Source organism: Marinobacter sp. MIT930201 (assembly GCF_047122665.1).
Lineage (GTDB): Bacteria > Pseudomonadota > Gammaproteobacteria > Pseudomonadales > Oleiphilaceae > Marinobacter > Marinobacter salarius.
The window spans coordinates 1505665-1522175 of the sequence record NZ_CP138916.1; the positions used below are offsets into that span (position 1 = coordinate 1505665).

Here is a 16511-nt window from a genome sequence, read left to right on the forward strand (position 1 = left end):
ACTGGAAGAAGAGCTGCAGGCCTGTTCTGGCGTCACCATGGACACTGACGCACTGCGGCGCCTGGCCGACCGCGCCCAGCGGGACTATGACTTCTACTACAAGAAGCTGATTACGCTCCGGTCCAGCCGCCGGCTGATGGATTCCCAGGGCGAGATGCTCAAGGGGCTGGTTAGCGAGGATCGGTTTGAGTCCCATGCCGAGAAAGTCCGCCAGAAGATGTCGAAGAGCTGGACCACTGCCGGCATGAACCACAGCATGGATCATTTCTTCGAGCTGCTGGAAAATGATCTGAGCAACCTTCTCAGCGAAGGGCGGCTGGCCGAAAAAATGGTGGGCGCCATCTACCGCCGCTACAACGAAGACACCCGGGCCCGTCACCTGGAGCCAATTCCATTACGGGCAGGTCGTCACGTTATTGCCATCCGCGAACTGCGCAAGAAGGCAAAACGCTTCCGCATCAGCCCCAAAAATCTGTTGACGGAGCAGTCGCTGCTGGTCAGGCGCTTCTTCAACGTGATGGTGGGCGAAGCCCGAACACTGCATCTGCGCGTGCGGGCCGATGTCGAACGCTGGCCATCGGAAGCACTACTACCAATCATGCAGTACTCCATGGAACAGAAGCAGTTGCTGGAGCACCAGATCCGCCGCCTCCGGGACATGGTTCGCAGCGACCGCGACAGCCGGGCCGAACGCGAACGACTGCAGAACACCATCAGCGATCTGACACGCCAGCTTGAACTGGCTGACGCCATGCAGCGGCAAATCCGTAAACCAGCACCCACTCTGATCCAACAGAAGGTGGTCAACATTTCCGGCGCGGTCTGACCGGCGCCGGAAATGGCGGTTGCAGCCATGCAGGCCGGCCTTTAAACTGCTTGGCTGGCAATCGCCTGGCCATATCAGTTAGGCCTGCACTTACATGCAGGTTTCCGCCCGGCCATTGCCTGAAACGTCTTCCAGATAATACGGACTGAATCAGGAACCTGTCGCGCCAATGCCCGATCCCTTGCCAACGGATTCTGTCGGGATAGTCACCCCACAGACACTGCACTTCGATACACCGATCACTCTCGCCTGCGGTCAGACGCTGGAGAGTTACGATCTGGTGATTGAGACTTACGGCAAGCTGAATGCGGATGCCACCAACGCGGTATTGATCTGTCACGCCCTCAGCGGCCACCACCATGCCGCCGGTTATCACAGCAAGGAAGACCGCAAGCCGGGATGGTGGGACAGCTGCATTGGCCCCGGCAAGCCCATCGATACCAACCGGTTTTTCGTTGTCAGCCTGAACAATCTGGGTGGCTGCCATGGCAGCACCGGACCCGGCAGCGTCAATCCGAAGACCGGCCAGCCCTACGGCCCTGATTTCCCGGTGATCACGGTACGCGACTGGGTCCACAGCCAGGCGCTGCTGGCCGACCGGCTCGGCATTGAATGTTGGGCCGCCGTGGTGGGAGGTTCCCTTGGTGGTATGCAGGCACTTCAGTGGAGCCTGGACTACCCGGATCGTTTGCGTCACGCCGTGACCATTGCCTCTACCCCACGCCTGAGCGCCCAGAACATTGCCTTCAATGAGGTGGCGCGACAGGCGATTACGTCCGACCGTGAGTTCCATGACGGCCGCTACTATGAGCACGACACGTTACCGCGCCGGGGCCTGATGCTGGCACGCATGGTGGGCCACATTACCTACCTGTCCGATGCTTCCATGGGCGAAAAATTTGGCCGTGAACTGCGGGACCAGGCCTACAAGTTCGGCTATGACGCAGAGTTCCAGGTGGAGAGTTACCTGCGTTACCAGGGTGAGCGCTTCTCGGAGTCATTCGACGCCAATACCTACCTGCTGATGACCAAGGCTCTGGATTACTTTGACCCGGCCTACGAGCACGACAATGACCTGGCAAAGGCGCTGCTCCGTGCGCGCTGCGAATTCCTTGTCGTGTCGTTCAGCACCGACTGGCGGTTTACCCCGGCACGGTCCGAGGAATTGGTGAATGCCATGATCGCGGCCCGCTGCAAGGTCAGCTATGCCGAAATCGACGCACCCTGGGGGCATGACGCCTTCCTGATTCCCACACCACGTTACACCGCCATCTTCCATTCCTACATGGACCGGGTCGCACGGGAGGTAGGTGCATGAGAACAGACCTGAAAATCATCGAGCAATGGATCAGCGCCGGCAGCCATGTACTGGATCTGGGCTGCGGCGACGGCACCCTGCTGGACTACCTGCAGCGGGAAAAAAGTGCAACAGGGTTTGGCCTGGAAATCAATCCGGACCATATCACCACCTGCATGGGTCGCGGGGTGTCCGTCATTGAGCAGAACCTGGACACCCAGGGCCTGGGGAACTTCGAAGATCACTCCTTCGACACCGTGCTGATGACACAAGCCTTGCAGGCGGTCCGGCGCCCGGACATGGTCCTCGATGAGATGCTTCGCGTGGGCCGCGAGGGCATCGTGACCTTCCCCAACTTCGCTTACTGGCGATTGCGCTGGTACCTGATGCGCCGGGGTCGTATGCCTGAATCCGAAACGCTACCGTATAAATGGTACAACACCCCTAACATTCACCTGTGCACCTTCAAGGATTTTGAAGCCCTTTGCTTCCGCAAGGACGTCCGGATACTGAACCGCACGGTGGTGGATGGCGAGCACCAGGATCGCTGGCTCAGCCGTCTTTGGCCCAATATGTTGGGGCAGATCGCCATTTACCGGATAACCCGGGAGGAATCATGACCACACATAGTCACAATCGCTGGCAGGCGTTGTTGTCACTCGCATGCCTGGTTCTGCTGTTTACCAGCCAGAGCCATGCCGACTCAAAGGATTTTGGTGAATTCGAAGTACACTGGAGCGTTTTCCCAAGCACCTTCCTGGCCCCTGAAATTGCCCGCGAGAACAACCTTAATCGCAGCCGCGGCATCGGTATCGTCAACATATCCATCATGAGGGAAACCGAGGATGGCGGCCTGGAGCCGGTATCAGGCCAGGTGGAAGGCAAGGTCATGAACGATATCCAGCAGGCCCGGTTCCTGGCGTTTCGACGCATCCAGGAAGGCAACGCTGTCTATTTCATCGCCGAATACCAATACAGCAACGCCGAGTTGATGACCTTCCAGATCACCACCCGCCCCACGGGCGCCAGACAGGATCTGCCCATCCGTTTCACCCACACACTGTTTAACGACTGATGACTAACGCCACCAACAGACTGGTCATTGCCAGCAACAACAAGGGCAAGATCGCCGAACTCACAGACCTGCTCGGCCCACTCGGGCTGACGCCCGTAGCCCAGGGTGAATTGGGGGTTGGCGAGGCGGAGGAGCCAGCGGTCACCTTCGTGGAGAACGCCATCCTCAAGGCACGCCATGCCGCCCGGATCACCGGGTTGCCGGCCCTTGCGGATGACTCTGGCCTGGCGGTTGATGCCCTCGGCGGGGCACCCGGCGTCCGTTCGGCCCGTTACGCCGGTGACACAGCCAGCGACGCAGACAACGTCCGGGCACTGCTCGACGCGCTGAAAGACGTTCCCGAGGGCCAACGCACGGCCCAGTTCCACTGCGTACTGGTCTACCTGCGCCATGCCGATGACCCCACACCGGTGATCTGTCATGGCCGCTGGCCAGGAAGCATCCTGCCAGAGCCCCGGGGTGAGGGTGGTTTCGGGTACGATCCGGTGTTCCTGGTACCGGAAACCGGCACCAGTGCCGCTGAACTGCACCGCGCCGAAAAAGGCCGTATCAGCCACCGTGGGCGGGCACTGGCGCTGCTTCTGGATCAGTTGGGGAAAGAGCCGGGGTGACCATGACCCCGACGCACGACACAGCGGTGAGCACCCTGCCCCCGCTAAGCCTGTATATTCACGTACCCTGGTGCGTGAAAAAGTGCCCTTACTGCGACTTCAACTCCCACGCACTGACCGGCGACATTCCCGAGAACGACTATCTTGATGCAATCATGGAGGACCTTGCCGGTGACCTCGCATTAATTCAGGGGCGCCCGATCGAAACCGTCTTCATCGGCGGCGGCACACCTTCGTTAATGTCGCCGGACTTCTACAACATACTGTTCGACCGGCTGCGCACTCACCTGTCGTTTACTGACGATGCCGAGATTACACTGGAGGCCAACCCGGGCACAGTGGAACAGACTCGCTTTAACGGCTTCCGTGGCGCCGGCATAAACCGGCTTTCACTGGGCATCCAGAGTTTCAACCCCATGCGATTGAAGGCACTGGGGCGCATCCACGATGACAAGGCAGCCCACAGGGCTATCGAGGCAGCCCGCAATGCCGGCTTTGACAACTTCAACCTGGACCTGATGCATGGCTTGCCGGGCCAGACACCGGCAGACGCCCTGGATGACCTGCGGGCGGCCATGTCGTGGCAACCCCCGCACCTGTCCTGGTACCAGCTGACCCTGGAGCCCAACACCGAGTTCTACAGCCGCCCACCCCAACTGCCCGACGACGACCACCTCTGGGAAATCCATTGCCAGGGTGCCGACTACCTGCATCAGCAGGGGTTCACAGACTATGAGGTGTCGGCCTGGAGCCGACCCGACATGGAGTCCCGTCACAACCTGAATTACTGGATGTTCGGGGATTACCTGGCGCTGGGCGCCGGCGCCCACGGCAAGGTTACCTTTCAAAATGGCGAGATCCGGCGTTTCTGGAAAACCCGTCAACCCGAAGCCTACATGAACCGCATCGGCAGCCGTACCGCGGGGAGCCAAATGGTCGAACTGGAAGAAAGGCCACTGGAGTTTCTGATGAATGCCTTGAGGCTGACGTCCGGTGTGCCGGAAAACCTGTTCACAGAGCGTACAGGTTTACCGTTGAGCAGAGTTGCGGTAAAACTTGAGGCGCTAAGAAAAGAAAACATGCTGGAACCGGGACGGATACAGACCACGGAACTCGGACAGCGTTACCTGAACAGTCTGCTGGAGCGCTTCCTCTGATGTCACTGCCGCGCCTTATGACCCTGTTGCCCAAACGGCTCAACCTGAGCCTGGCGGCCACCGCCGTCCTGTTGCTGGTCCTGGTTGTGGTCAATCAGCCCCTGCAGACCGGTTCGGCTCCCCAGGGCATCGTCAGCCTTCAGATGGCCGCCACGGCGGACCAGTCCATGGCCATACTGCGCAGCTGGCGACAGGACGGCATGCTATGGGCACAGATATCCCTTTGGCTGGACTTCCTGTTTGTACCCGCTTACCTGGCCACGCTGATTTTCCTGACCAATCACCTGATGCGGGACCGGCCGGGCGTTCGGGAACGTAACGTGGCACGCTGGGTGAAGGCCCTGTTTGTGACCGCGGGGGCCGGCGATCTAACGGAAAACATATTGCTACTCAATAACATGGACCCGCCCACGGATATGGTCAGCCTGTCCGCCACGCTCTGCGCATTGGTGAAATTCACCGGCCTGATGCTGGGCTGCGCCGGATTGGTGATCATTCGTGCCGCCCGGCGCCATCCGCTGGCCCACGAGTAGCAACTTCCGTCAGCGTACCGACAGCCTAGTTGGTGCGGTAAAACACCAGATCCCAGACGCCGTGCCCCAACGTCTCGCCCCGTTTCTCAAACTTGGTGATCGGGCGGTCTTCCCGGCGCGGTGAATATTCGCCGATATCCTGTGAGTTCGCAAAACCCTCGGACTCTCCCATGATCTCCATCATGTGTTCCGCGTAGTTTTCCCAATCGGTGGCCAGATGCAGGATCCCGCCCACGCGCAGTTTATGGCGCAGGCGCTGGACGAATTCGTGCTGGATCAGCCGGCGTTTGTGGTGACGTTTCTTGTGCCACGGGTCCGGGAAAAACACCATCACCCGGTCCAGCGCTGCATCGGGCAGGCACCGGTCGATCACATCGTTGGCATCAATGGCGTAGACACGAACATTCTCCAGCCCCCGGTCTTCAATCTCTTTCAGCAGTGCACCAACCCCGGGCAGGTGCACTTCCACGCCGATGAAGTCCTGCTCCGGTGCCGCTTCCGCCATGTCTGCCAGGGACTTGCCCATACCAAACCCGATCTCCAGGTTAAGCATGTTGTCCCGTCCAAAGATCTGGCGTGGGTCAATCATGCCCTGTTCACGGGTCAGGCCGTATTTGGGCCAACTGCGGTCGTAGGCCTTTTTCTGGCCTTCGGTCATCCGCCCCTGGCGCAGCACGAAACTGCGTACGCCACGGCGGGTCGTCACGGGTGAATCGCCGGAAACATCGTTGTGATCAGTCATCTGACGTCCTCAACCGCCCTGTGCGGTTTTCCTTCAATGGGTTATGGCGACAGTTTACCAGAGGCCGCCCAGCGGACTATACCGAAACCTGCGCATTCCGGGTCTGCTGCCGGTCCAGCTTGCGGTAACCCAACGCCTCAACCAGATGGCCATTGCCAATGTGGTCGAGGCCGTCCAGGTCCGCCAGGGTCCGTGCCACCCGCAGGATGCGATGCAATGCCCTGGCAGAGAGCCCCAGCCGCTCCATGGCGGCGGATAACATGGCCTCGCCTGCTGCATCCACGCGGCAGTGCGTCTGCAGCTCACCGCCACTTAACGCGGCGTTTCCGGATCCTCGCTGCATTTGCCGCTCGCGGGCCTGATACACCCGATCCCGCACAACCGTGCTGGACTCACCCCCACCGTCACGCTTCATCAGCACTTCCCCGCTCTGAACCGGCACTTCCACATGCAAATCGAACCGGTCCAGCAGTGGCCCTGATATCTTTGCCCGATAACGGAGCACCTGCGGGGGCGTACACTGGCACTCAATCGTCGGATGCCCCAGATAGCCACACGGGCACGGGTTCATGGCCGCCACGACCTGGAAGCAGGCCGGAAAAGTCACCTGCCTTGCTGCGCGACTGATGGCAATCTCGCCGGACTCCATGGGTTCCCGCAGCACTTCCAGCACCCGGCGCTCGAACTCTGGCAGTTCGTCGAGAAACAACACGCCGCGGTGCGCCAGGGAGATTTCTCCGGGGCGCGGACTGCTACCGCCACCCACCATGGCAACCGACGAGGCAGTATGATGGGGCGCGCGGTAAGGCGGCCGGCACCACTCTCCGTCCCGTACGGGAAGACCGGCCACAGAGTGGATGCTTGCTACCTCAAGCGCAGATTCGGTGGTTAACGGTGGCAAAATACCCGGCAGACGGCTGGCGAGCATGCTTTTACCAGTGCCCGGTGGACCAAACATCAGCAGGTTATGCCCGCCGGCGGCGGCGATTTCCAACGCCCGCCGCGGCACGCTCTGACCATGCACGTCCGCAAGGTCCGGACCGGCGTTCACGCCCGTTTCCGGCACCGCTGGCGGTACCGGGGAAATCCTTGCCCGATCACACAGGTGTTCGCAGACCGTCAGTAAATGGCCGGCTGGCAACACATCGTCCTGGCTGGCCAGTGCGGCTTCCGCGGCATTGGCCTGGGGGATCAGCAACCGACGCCCCTCGTTGCGAGCTGCCAGTATCGCCGGGAGCACACCTTTCAACGGTCTCAGCGCACCATCCAGGGAAAGCTCTCCCACGCATTCATACTGTGCGAGGCTTTCCGCCGGAATCTGTCCGGAAGCGGCAAGAATGCCCAGGGCAATGGGGAGATCGAAGCGGCCGCCCTCCTTGGGCAGGTCCGCAGGAGCCAGATTGATGGTGATTCGGCGGGCGGGGAATTCAAAGCCGGCGTTCATCAGCGCACTGCGAACACGCTCCCGGCTTTCGCGAACACCCGTTTCGGGGAGCCCGACGATGGACAGCGCCGGCAGGCCGCCTGACAGGTGGACTTCAACGGTAACGGAGGGTGCTGAAACGCCAATGCTGGCGCGGGTATGGACAACGGCAAACATGACAACCTTCCATGGTTATAGGTGATAGCGGCCTAGCCGCCTGACGGGCGTCCTGCCGGTCAGTTATTCGGGAACTGCTTTTCCAGGTCAGCCACGCGCTTTTCCAGCGCTTCGACCTTTTCGCGGGTTTTCATCAGTACAGCTTGCTGGGCATCGAATTCTTCTCGGGTGACCAACTCAAGGCGCGACAGAACCGTCATCACCGTGGCGCGGGCCTGAGCTTCAAAGTCCTCACGGGCGGCACGGGCCATATCGGGAACGAACTGGCCGAACTGTCCCTGAAGCTGGGAAAAGAAATCCTGTGGACCTTTCACGAATCACCTCTCAAAATCACCGGTCAAAATCGCTGCGCTGGACTATACCTCGTCCTCGGCGGGCTTTTCGTCGTGCCTGAACGACGGTTCGGAGTGTAACACTAATGCCTCCCCTGCCATACTGTGGCCGTCGACAGTATAATGTGGCTCAGGCACCCCTAATGCTTGCACCGAGTTCGTGCATCATTATGGTTCGCCCAAGACAGACAAGCCCCGAAATGGTGCGACCTGACGATCCATTCTGGATCAACAGACAGCCAACTGTCTGATAGTTATATTATTTTTTGCGTTGGCACACCCGATGCTAAAAGCCTTGTACGCAATCCGCACAATTGGTGTGCGAGGTGGCAGCATCCCGACCTCAACAACGGGCCGAAGAGTTCCAGATGTTGAGACGGCTTTACCAAGGAGAAAGCAATGAAACTTGTGACAGCGATCATCAAGCCTTTCAAGTTGGATGATGTCCGTGAGGCACTATCCGAGATTGGCGTACAAGGCGTAACGGTCACTGAAGTCAAAGGCTTCGGTCGCCAGAAGGGTCATACCGAACTCTACCGAGGCGCAGAATACGTGGTGGACTTCCTGCCCAAGGTCAAGGTTGAAGTTGCTATCGGCGACAACCTGCTGGATCAGGTCATCGAATCCATCACCAAGGCAGCCAACACCGGAAAGATCGGTGACGGCAAAATTTTCGTGACCGAACTGGAACAGGCGATCCGAATCCGAACCGGGGAAACCGGCGAAGAAGCGGTCTGATCGAAGACTGATCAACCAGACAGCCAACGCAAAAAATTTATAACTTGAAAAGCCTCGTGCGGAGGGCTTCACATGGAAAGCAATCTTAATCATATTTTTGAACTCCAGTATGCACTGGATACCTTCTACTTCCTTGTCTGCGGTGCTCTGGTCATGTGGATGGCCGCGGGCTTCTCAATGCTTGAAGCAGGCCTGGTGCGTGCCAAGAATACCACCGAGATCCTGACCAAGAACGTTTCCCTGTTTGCTGTAGCCTGTACCATGTACCTGATCTGCGGTTACGACATCATGTACGGTGGCGGGCTCTTCCTCAGCGGCGTTACCACGGTCGCTCAAATGGACGACGCGGCGATCGCCGGAGTCCTTGCCGCTTCCAACGAAGCCGGTTTTGGTGAGATGGGGGAATACGCCGGGGCTTCTGATTTCTTCTTCCAGGTTGTCTTCGTTGCAACCGCCATGTCCATCGTTTCCGGTGCCGTGGCCGAGCGCATGAAGCTCTGGGCCTTCCTGGCTTTCGCCGTTGTCATGTGTGGTTTCATCTACCCGATGCAGGGCTCCTGGACCTGGAACGGCGATGCCGTATTCGGTATCTATGAACTGAGCTACAGCGACTACGCTGGTTCCGGCATCGTACACATGGCGGGTGCCGCTGCGGCTCTGGCCGGTGTCCTGCTGCTGGGCGCCCGTAAAGGCAAGTACGGCGCGGATGGCCAGATCAAGGCCTTCCCGGGTGCCAACCTGCCGCTGGCGACTCTGGGTACCTTCATCCTGTGGATGGGCTGGTTTGGCTTCAACGGCGGTTCTACCCTCAAACTGGGTGGCATCGGCGTTGCCAATGAAGTGGCCAACGTGTTCCTGAACACCAACGCGGCCGCTGCCGGCGGCCTGATCGGCGCTCTGATAGTAGCCCGCATCATGTTCGGCAAGGCTGACCTGACCATGGCCCTGAACGGTGCATTGGCTGGCCTGGTTGCGATTACCGCTGAACCTGCCGATCCCTCGCCTCTGCTGGCAACCATTATCGGTGCCATCGGCGGCATCATCGTGGTGTTCTCAATCGTAACACTCGACAAGATGCGTATTGATGACCCGGTCGGTGCCATCTCCGTACACGGCGTGGTTGGTATCTGGGGTATCTTCGCGGTACTGCTGTCCGACGCGGACGCGACCTTCATGGGGCAGCTCGTGGGCATGCTCACCATCTTCATCTGGGTCTTCGTCACCAGCCTGATTGTATGGGGCATCCTCAAGGCGGTCATGGGTATTCGGGTGACCGAAGAGGAAGAGTACGAAGGTGTGGATCTGTCCGAGTGTGGTATGGAAGCCTATCCGGAGTTTGTCAGTTCCAAGTAAACCGGCCTGAAGGCCCGAAAGCAAGGGCGCCCATTGGGCGCCCTTGCTATTTCTCCTGAAAACCGTAGAATTTTGTGGCCTCAAACCGCATTGCAAAACAGCGAATCCTCGACCCGGCGCAAGTACCGTAGCAGTTCCATTTCAGCCTCCTAACTGCTTTCAAAAGGCCCCTTTAGCGCCCCTTCGCGAGTCTGGAAGTACCATGCGCCATTGATCAATTCAAATCTTTCGAATCGGAACCAGTTGCGCTCTGCTTCCCTTGTCGAACCGTCATCAGTGACCTCCTTCTCCATGCGCTTCGCAATCGGGCAACCGTTGCCCGATACCGGCAAGTGTAGTCAGAGGTATCGCGTTGTCTAATTTTCGACCTATTCTCCAACGGTAACCAATACCAACGCCACCACCGGCCAGCAGCCCTCACTTACGGTTTTAACAAACATGGGAGTCTGAAGAGGTGAATTACCAGCCTTCTTTTGGTACACCGTGTTTTTCGATGTAGTCGCTGTGTTCTTCAAGGTAGTTACGGGTGCCGACTTCGTAATTTGAAGCGTCCCCCTCCACCTCGTTAGCTTGCATTCGGCCTACTTCAATTTCATTGCCAATCTGGTTATTAATCCAAAGAACCATCTGCCCCCCGGGCGCCAAACCGATAGTCAGCATATCCCGTGGCCTGCTGAAGGTTCCCAGGCTGGTAGTATAAGTTGCGTGCTCGCGCATTTTTTCTTCCAGTCCCTCTGGCAGTGAAAACACGCGTTCGTAAAACTTTTGTTCAGCAAACGAGAACCAGCGTATACCGATATAGTCCGGGAAAGGCTGCGCTGTTCCTCCTTTGCCCCTAGGGCCACTGGGCCCTTTCCAGCAACACGCAACACTTCCCACCGGCATACGCCAGTGTCTTATGCCGGAGGCTTCAAGTTCCAGGTGCTCAACCCAGACTTCATAGTGCTTGGGTGCCCCTACACCCACATATGCCTTAAAAAGGCTATCAGGCCCAGAGGCACACCCCGATAGCATCAAACCAATGAGGAGGGCAAGCATGAATGTTATACGGCGCATATTACGTCTCCGGCTGATTGTTATAGACGATACGTTTCCGTTCAGGCGCAGGCCGGAATGGCGAGAGGAACCTGGCGTTCGAAAATGGGAGTTCGGAGCTCACGATGGTGTCCCCAATCAAAAACTCAAGCAGGTTGTAATGATCCGAATGATGCACATACCGCTGTTTTACCAGCTCCTTTTGCAGCGGCGGCAGTTCAGGCAGGTTCTTGCCCAGCGAGATATGCTCCCATAGTATCCGGTACGCTAGGTCGAGTTCTTTCGGAACTTCTGCGGCATTCTTGGCAGTACGAATGTCCTTCAATGGAACGCCTGCTCTTTTCGCCAAGTGATACATGCAGTGAAGATAAACCCGCGATAGCTCGCCGCGCACCTGCCGGTGCAGTTTCAGGTCGAGGCCCACTTCGCCATCCGGAACGGGGTGCTCGCGCACTGTTTTATGAATCCCGAGGCTGGCTGGCTCGCCCGTTGTCAGGGGTAGGCTGCGAGTCCCGATCCAGCCCTCGGCTTCGGTCACCCCTTTGAGGGTTGCGAGGTTGTCCCACTGCGGTGTCTGCTCCGGCCAGGCCGTAGCGCTGCCGCCAATGGTCAGTTTAGGCGAAAGCATCAGTTCCTCGGTCTGGCTATCATGGTAGCCGCCACCAATATCGGAGTGCGCGCCGGGCACCATGATTTCTCGGAAGTTGCGGGGAAGTGAACCATCCGGATTGCAGAGGCTGTTAAGCGCAAAATTTTCTCGACACTCGTCAACGGCCGTGAACTGTACAGCGGTGGAGACGGTGGCCGGGTCCAGGTACAGGTTCACCGGCGTGTTACGAGCATTGCTTGGAGAGAGATCGCCACCCGTGATATTTACGATGCCGGCGACGGTATCAAACAACCCCACAAAACGAATGGTAACTCGTTCCGGCCATTGAATACCCATGGCGGCCAAAGACTGTCCCAATTCGCCATCAGAGCCCTTGGCAATTTCATTCGCGGCATGGCGGGCGGCTGCGCCTCCCCTGCTAAAACCAAACAGATCAACTGTTAGCTTTGCGATAGGCCTTTCGTTAACCAGTATGGCTATGCGCTCTGCGACCTCAGTGAAACCATTTTTTACTTGCTCGGTGACACCCGTTTCACCAAGACCGGTTGTCATACCTTCCAGAGAATCCGGAGCTCCGGTTTTCGATCCTGCTCCCGGCGCATACACCGAAAAACTCTGGTTGATCATTGTTTCCGCCTCATTTTCGACCTCGGGATATAGATCCCGCAACTTGGCGACATTGCTGATCTCATTGGCGTAACTACCCCCCAGCAACAAAGCCAGCCGCCGTTCACACTCGGCATCGTCAATCTCGCCATTGCTGTGCGGCACGAGGCATGTCTCTTCCACCTGCTGCCGGTAAATCTCAATATTACCGGCATTGTTCAACGTGCCATCGGTGAAAATGCCCACTTCAAGATGAACCGGCTTTCTCTGTTCTTCTTTCTTTGCCTGACCGTTCTCGGGTGTTTGGGCTAGCGAGGCAGCGGGCACAAGGGGCGCAACCAACGCTGCTGTACCCAGCGGCAGGGTGGAGCGTCGGTCGGCTTCCTGTTTCGCCAGGTAACGCTCGTCGGCGCGGCGGTTGGTCATGGTGCAGTCAAAACCGCAGACGTTCATATGGCCGACACCGCCCGCCCCTACGTGGCTGATGATTTCAGGGGTGACTTCCCACTTGTTGAGAGACTCAATCTGGTTGCGAAGGCCCGGCCCGCCACCATCTCTCTTTAGGCGCCAGAACCCGCCGTTGGGGTGATCACTGTCCGTTTCCCAGACAACTATAGGCGATAAGGGCTTGCCTCCAATCAGAAACAGATGACCGTCCCTGAGCTCACGCTCCAGTGCTTTGACGCTCATTTCCTTTCCACTACGGTTTCGGGGCACGTCGGAGACAGGATGGTCAATCAGTTCGGCTGCATATGAGGCAGCGAAGAAAGGGCTTTCAATATAGGGCAGGTCCCGGAGTTCAAGCTCCAGGCGGGATTTTACTTTCATTGGCAGCGTTCCTTTGCGGCCGGTGTATTAGGCCCGCAAAGGTACTGACTAAAGCAGGCGCTCTCCTTGAGGGGCGGGCATGACCGCCACAAAGCCAAACTCTAATCAAAAACCGGGCGGCGAACAACGGCGCCCGTACCACCTTCAGAAATTCCTTGCCCCTGATGGCCTCCTAGCCCTCGCTCGACATCACCTCATCTTCCAATACATCCACCATGAACTGCGGCATCGCCAATGCCCCACGGTGGATGTCGGCGTTGTAATAGCGGGTCACAAACGGCCGCTGATCCGCGTCTTCCTCACGGAAGTACACCACCGGCTTTTCCTTACCCGCCATAGTGCAGCTCCACCAGCCGGTGGGATACACCGGTTGCGGGAACGGCAGGGTGCGGACGTGGTCGAAACCGGCCTTTTTCATGTCGTCGTGAATGGTTTTGATGATGGTGTTGGTGTGCAGCAGCGGTGACTCGCTTTGCTGGACGAGGATGCCACCGTCGCGCAGGGCGATCATGCAGTCGCGGTAGAAGTCGAGGGCGAACAGGCCTTCGGCGGGGCCGACCGGGTCGGTGCTGTCGATGATAATGACGTCGAGACTTCCGGGCACCGCATCGCGTATCCACTGGATGCCATCACCAAAGAAGAAGTTGGCGCGGGGGTCGGTGTTGGACTCGCAGAGTTCGGGGAAATACTGTTCCGAGAGACGAGTGACACGTTCGTCGATTTCCACCTGCCAGGCCTCTTCCACACCGGGGTGCTTGAGGACTTCTTTCAGGGTTCCACAATCACCACCACCAACGATGACCACTTTCTTCGGGTCTTTATGGGTGAACAGGGCCGGATGAGTCATCATCTCATGATAGAGGAAGTTGTCTCTGGTGGTCAGCATCACGCAGCCATCGAGCACCATCAGGTTACCGAAGGTTTCGGTTTCCCAGATTTCCAGTTTCTGGAACTCGGTTTGTTCTTCGTGCAGCTTTTTCTTTACCTGCAGGGAAAAGGCGGTTCCCTGGTCCTGGAATACTTCGGTAAACCAGCCATCGTTCAGTGCAGTCATGTCGTGTCTCCGGATGTGCGCGTTGAGCCTGTTCGTATTGAGGGTATTGTAGGTGCGTAACCACCACACCTAAAGGACTATCATTACCCTTGGGCCGTGTTTTTCGGGTGTTGTTCTTTTAGCGGGGCGGTGGAATCCATACAATGAGCGCCATAAGCCGGCCCGTTGCCGGCTGCGGATTCAGCACAGGAAAGCCCCATGAGCGAACCAACCCTCAGCGCCGCCCACAAGGTGTACAACATCGCCCACTGGAGCGATGGCTATATTGATGTGAATACCCGTGGCGAGGTACTGATAAGACCCGACCGGGGGCACAGCGGCGAGGACATCAACCTGCCTGACCTTGCCCGCTCCCTGGTCAGTGAGGGGGTTCAGCTTCCGGTGTTAATCCGATTTACCGATATTCTCCATGATCGGGTCAACAAACTGTGTGGCGCGTTTAACAAGGTCGCTCGCGAACACGGCTACCAGGGAGGCTACACCGCCGTCTACCCGATCAAGGTCAACCAGCAGCGCCGGGTGGTTGAGGAACTGCTCTGCGCCGAACCGGCCGCCAGCGACAACCAGATTGGCCTCGAAGCCGGCAGTAAGCCGGAGTTAATGGCGGTTCTGGCACTGTCGCGCCAGCAGGAGTCGGTGATTGTCTGCAATGGCTACAAGGACCGCGAATATATCCGGCTGGCGCTGATCGGGCAGAAACTGGGGCACCGGGTGTTCATTGTGGTGGAAAAACAGTCCGAGTTGCCGCTCATCCTCGAGGAAGCGCGCCGTCTGGGAGTGACTCCGCTGATTGGTGTGCGCGCACGGCTGGCCACCATCGGCAAAGGCAACTGGCAGAACACCGGCGGTGAGAAGTCGAAATTCGGCCTGTCCGCCAGCCAGGTGCTGGATGTGGTTGAGACCCTGCGCCGTGCCGGGGCCCTGGAATCCCTTCAGTTGCTGCATTTTCACCTGGGGTCGCAGATTGCCAACATCCGTGACATCCAGACCGGACTGCGGGAGTGTGCCCGTTTCTACAGTGAATTGCGCCACATGGGGGCACCGGTAGGCACGGTCGATATTGGCGGTGGGCTCGGCGTGGACTACGAGGGCACCCGCTCACGCAGCAGTTGTTCGATGAATTACAGCGTACACGAATACGCTTACAACGTGATTCATATCCTGCAATCGGAGTGCGATCGGGCGGGTATCCCCCATCCCAACCTGATCAGTGAATCCGGCCGTGCGCTGACGGCTCACCACTCGGTACTTGTGACCAATGTGATTGACCGGGAGATACCCGACAAGCGTCCGCCTGAACAACCGGTCAGTGATGCCCCGGCACCGCTGCAGGATTTGTGGCGCGACCTGGAGAGCCTGCGGGATGAGGCATCGCGCCGTTCCCTGGCTGAGATCTACCACGACGTGCTCCACGCCATGGCGGATGTCCACACCCAGTTTGCCCACGGCCTGTTGTCACTGGCGGACCGCGCACGGGCGGAAACGCTCTACACCACCTGCTGCCGGGCTCTGAGAAAACAGCTGAACTCCGCGAATCGCGCGCACCGGGAGATCATTGACGAGCTCAATGAAAAACTGGCGGAGAAGCTCTTCGTGAACTTTTCGCTGTTCCAGTCACTGCCGGACGTGTGGGGTATTGATCAGATCTTCCCGATCATGCCTGTGAACGGACTGAATCGCCCCCTCACCCGTCGTGCGGTCATCCAGGATATTACCTGTGACTCCGACGGGCGAATTGACCGGTACGTGGACGGCCAGGGCATCGAAACCACCTTCCCGCTGCCTGAAGAGGCGCCGGAAGAACCCATGCTGATGGGCTTTTTCATGACCGGTGCCTACCAGGAAATCCTCGGTGACATGCACAACCTGTTCGGCGACACCCACTCGGTGGATGTACGACGCAACCCCGGCGGCGGCCATACCGTCAGTGAGCCGATCCATGGCGACACCGTGGCCAAGGTGCTGCAGTATGTGAACTTCGAACCCACTGCCCTGCTTCGGGCCTATCAGCAGAAATTTGCCGCCAGCGGATTGCCGGAAGACATACAGACGAGCCTGCTGGAAGAACTGGAGAATGGCCTGGGCGGCTATACCTACCTGGAAGAGTAACCCGG

The 16511-nt window shown here is 58.5% G+C and carries 16 protein-coding genes; 9 read left to right on the forward strand and 7 right to left on the reverse strand.

Annotation, left to right across the window (positions count from 1 at the left end; all coding sequences use genetic code 11):
• The first annotated feature begins 995 nt into the window (after window positions 1-995).
• Genes metX through SIC19_RS07040 form a run of 6 tightly spaced genes read left to right on the forward strand, consistent with a single transcriptional unit; the run spans window position 996 to window position 5499 of the window.
• The gene (metX, locus tag SIC19_RS07015; protein ID WP_036203135.1) at window positions 996-2144 is read left to right on the forward strand and encodes a homoserine O-succinyltransferase MetX; all 1149 of its coding nucleotides are present in this window, start codon (window positions 996-998) and stop codon (window positions 2142-2144) included.
• Window positions 2141-2743 (forward strand): methionine biosynthesis protein MetW, encoded by a 603-nt coding sequence (gene metW / locus SIC19_RS07020; protein ID WP_075195028.1) that lies wholly within the window; start codon window positions 2141-2143, stop codon window positions 2741-2743. The genes metX and metW overlap by 4 nt, the downstream gene beginning before the upstream one ends.
• A complete protein-coding gene (locus tag SIC19_RS07025) occupies window positions 2740-3198 on the forward strand; it encodes a DUF4426 domain-containing protein (protein ID WP_075195027.1) in 459 nt (152 codons plus the stop codon). The genes metW and SIC19_RS07025 overlap by 4 nt, the downstream gene beginning before the upstream one ends.
• Entirely contained in the window at window positions 3198-3809 is a 612-nt protein-coding gene (rdgB, locus tag SIC19_RS07030) for an RdgB/HAM1 family non-canonical purine NTP pyrophosphatase (RefSeq protein ID WP_075195026.1), read from the forward strand. Before SIC19_RS07025 ends, rdgB begins: the two co-directional genes overlap by 1 nt.
• Before the next feature lie 2 nt (window positions 3810-3811).
• Window positions 3812-4966 (forward strand): radical SAM family heme chaperone HemW, encoded by a 1155-nt coding sequence (gene hemW / locus SIC19_RS07035; RefSeq protein ID WP_091642238.1) that lies wholly within the window; start codon window positions 3812-3814, stop codon window positions 4964-4966.
• Window positions 4966-5499, forward strand: a complete 534-nt coding sequence (locus SIC19_RS07040) for a hypothetical protein (protein ID WP_041332628.1) — start codon at window positions 4966-4968, stop codon at window positions 5497-5499. Before hemW ends, SIC19_RS07040 begins: the two co-directional genes overlap by 1 nt.
• A gap of 25 nt (window positions 5500-5524) precedes the next feature.
• On the opposite strand, the gene trmB is transcribed toward SIC19_RS07040, so the two are convergent.
• The 3 genes from trmB to SIC19_RS07055 form a co-directional block, all read right to left on the reverse strand.
• On the reverse strand, window positions 5525-6241 hold the full coding sequence (gene trmB, locus SIC19_RS07045) for a tRNA (guanosine(46)-N7)-methyltransferase TrmB (RefSeq protein WP_075195024.1): 717 nt from the start codon (window positions 6239-6241) through the stop codon (window positions 5525-5527).
• 76 nt (window positions 6242-6317) lie between these two features.
• Window positions 6318-7841, reverse strand: a complete 1524-nt coding sequence (locus tag SIC19_RS07050; RefSeq protein WP_075195023.1) for a YifB family Mg chelatase-like AAA ATPase — start codon at window positions 7839-7841, stop codon at window positions 6318-6320.
• A 59-nt stretch (window positions 7842-7900) separates the two neighbouring features.
• Window positions 7901-8155, reverse strand: coding sequence for an accessory factor UbiK family protein (locus SIC19_RS07055; RefSeq protein ID WP_075195022.1), 255 nt, complete (start codon window positions 8153-8155; stop codon window positions 7901-7903).
• Window positions 8156-8572: 417 nt separating this feature from the next.
• Between SIC19_RS07055 and glnK the strand changes: the two genes are divergently transcribed.
• Together glnK and SIC19_RS07065 are read left to right on the forward strand one after the other, a co-directional pair.
• A complete protein-coding gene (glnK, locus tag SIC19_RS07060; RefSeq protein ID WP_004578958.1) occupies window positions 8573-8911 on the forward strand; it encodes a P-II family nitrogen regulator in 339 nt (112 codons plus the stop codon).
• Window positions 8912-8983: 72 nt separating this feature from the next.
• Entirely contained in the window at window positions 8984-10264 is a 1281-nt protein-coding gene (locus SIC19_RS07065; protein WP_075195021.1) for an ammonium transporter, read from the forward strand.
• 149 nt (window positions 10265-10413) lie between these two features.
• On the opposite strand, the gene SIC19_RS07070 is transcribed toward SIC19_RS07065, so the two are convergent.
• The 4 genes from SIC19_RS07070 to speE form a co-directional block, all read right to left on the reverse strand.
• Window positions 10414-10557 carry a DUF6316 family protein gene (locus tag SIC19_RS07070; RefSeq protein WP_221886060.1) on the reverse strand — a complete coding sequence of 48 codons (144 nt, stop codon included), beginning with the start codon at window positions 10555-10557 and terminating at the stop codon, window positions 10414-10416.
• Window positions 10558-10723: 166 nt separating this feature from the next.
• The gene (locus SIC19_RS07075) at window positions 10724-11320 is read right to left on the reverse strand and encodes a DUF2931 family protein (RefSeq protein WP_075195020.1); all 597 of its coding nucleotides are present in this window, start codon (window positions 11318-11320) and stop codon (window positions 10724-10726) included.
• A 1-nt stretch (window position 11321) separates the two neighbouring features.
• The gene (locus SIC19_RS07080) at window positions 11322-13343 is read right to left on the reverse strand and encodes a T6SS phospholipase effector Tle1-like catalytic domain-containing protein (protein WP_075195019.1); all 2022 of its coding nucleotides are present in this window, start codon (window positions 13341-13343) and stop codon (window positions 11322-11324) included.
• 172 nt (window positions 13344-13515) lie between these two features.
• Complete coding sequence (gene speE / locus SIC19_RS07085) at window positions 13516-14397, reverse strand: polyamine aminopropyltransferase (protein ID WP_075195018.1); 882 nt, start codon at window positions 14395-14397, stop codon at window positions 13516-13518.
• Between the two features lie 198 nt (window positions 14398-14595).
• On the opposite strand from speE, the gene speA reads away from it, so the two are divergent.
• Complete coding sequence (gene speA / locus SIC19_RS07090; RefSeq protein ID WP_075195017.1) at window positions 14596-16506, forward strand: biosynthetic arginine decarboxylase; 1911 nt, start codon at window positions 14596-14598, stop codon at window positions 16504-16506.
• The last annotated feature ends 5 nt before the right edge of the window (window positions 16507-16511 follow it).

Excerpts from the sequence above, each read along its gene's own strand:
- metX (WP_036203135.1), top strand. The coding sequence starts at position 996 with ATGCCCGATCCCTTGCCAACGGATTCTGTCGGGATAGTCACCCCACAG.
- metW (WP_075195028.1), top strand. The coding sequence starts at position 2,141 with ATGAGAACAGACCTGAAAATCATCGAGCAATGGATCAGCGCCGGCAGC.
- SIC19_RS07025 (WP_075195027.1), top strand. The coding sequence starts at position 2,740 with ATGACCACACATAGTCACAATCGCTGGCAGGCGTTGTTGTCACTCGCA.
- rdgB (WP_075195026.1), top strand. The coding sequence starts at position 3,198 with ATGACTAACGCCACCAACAGACTGGTCATTGCCAGCAACAACAAGGGC.
- hemW (WP_091642238.1), top strand. The coding sequence starts at position 3,812 with ATGACCCCGACGCACGACACAGCGGTGAGCACCCTGCCCCCGCTAAGC.
- SIC19_RS07040 (WP_041332628.1), top strand. The coding sequence starts at position 4,966 with ATGTCACTGCCGCGCCTTATGACCCTGTTGCCCAAACGGCTCAACCTG.
- trmB (WP_075195024.1), bottom strand. The coding sequence starts at position 6,241 with ATGACTGATCACAACGATGTTTCCGGCGATTCACCCGTGACGACCCGC.
- SIC19_RS07050 (WP_075195023.1), bottom strand. The coding sequence starts at position 7,841 with ATGTTTGCCGTTGTCCATACCCGCGCCAGCATTGGCGTTTCAGCACCC.
- glnK (WP_004578958.1), top strand. The coding sequence starts at position 8,573 with ATGAAACTTGTGACAGCGATCATCAAGCCTTTCAAGTTGGATGATGTC.
- SIC19_RS07065 (WP_075195021.1), top strand. The coding sequence starts at position 8,984 with ATGGAAAGCAATCTTAATCATATTTTTGAACTCCAGTATGCACTGGAT.
- SIC19_RS07070 (WP_221886060.1), bottom strand. The coding sequence starts at position 10,557 with ATGGAGAAGGAGGTCACTGATGACGGTTCGACAAGGGAAGCAGAGCGC.
- SIC19_RS07075 (WP_075195020.1), bottom strand. The coding sequence starts at position 11,320 with ATGCGCCGTATAACATTCATGCTTGCCCTCCTCATTGGTTTGATGCTA.
- SIC19_RS07080 (WP_075195019.1), bottom strand. The coding sequence starts at position 13,343 with ATGAAAGTAAAATCCCGCCTGGAGCTTGAACTCCGGGACCTGCCCTAT.
- speE (WP_075195018.1), bottom strand. The coding sequence starts at position 14,397 with ATGACTGCACTGAACGATGGCTGGTTTACCGAAGTATTCCAGGACCAG.
- speA (WP_075195017.1), top strand. The coding sequence starts at position 14,596 with ATGAGCGAACCAACCCTCAGCGCCGCCCACAAGGTGTACAACATCGCC.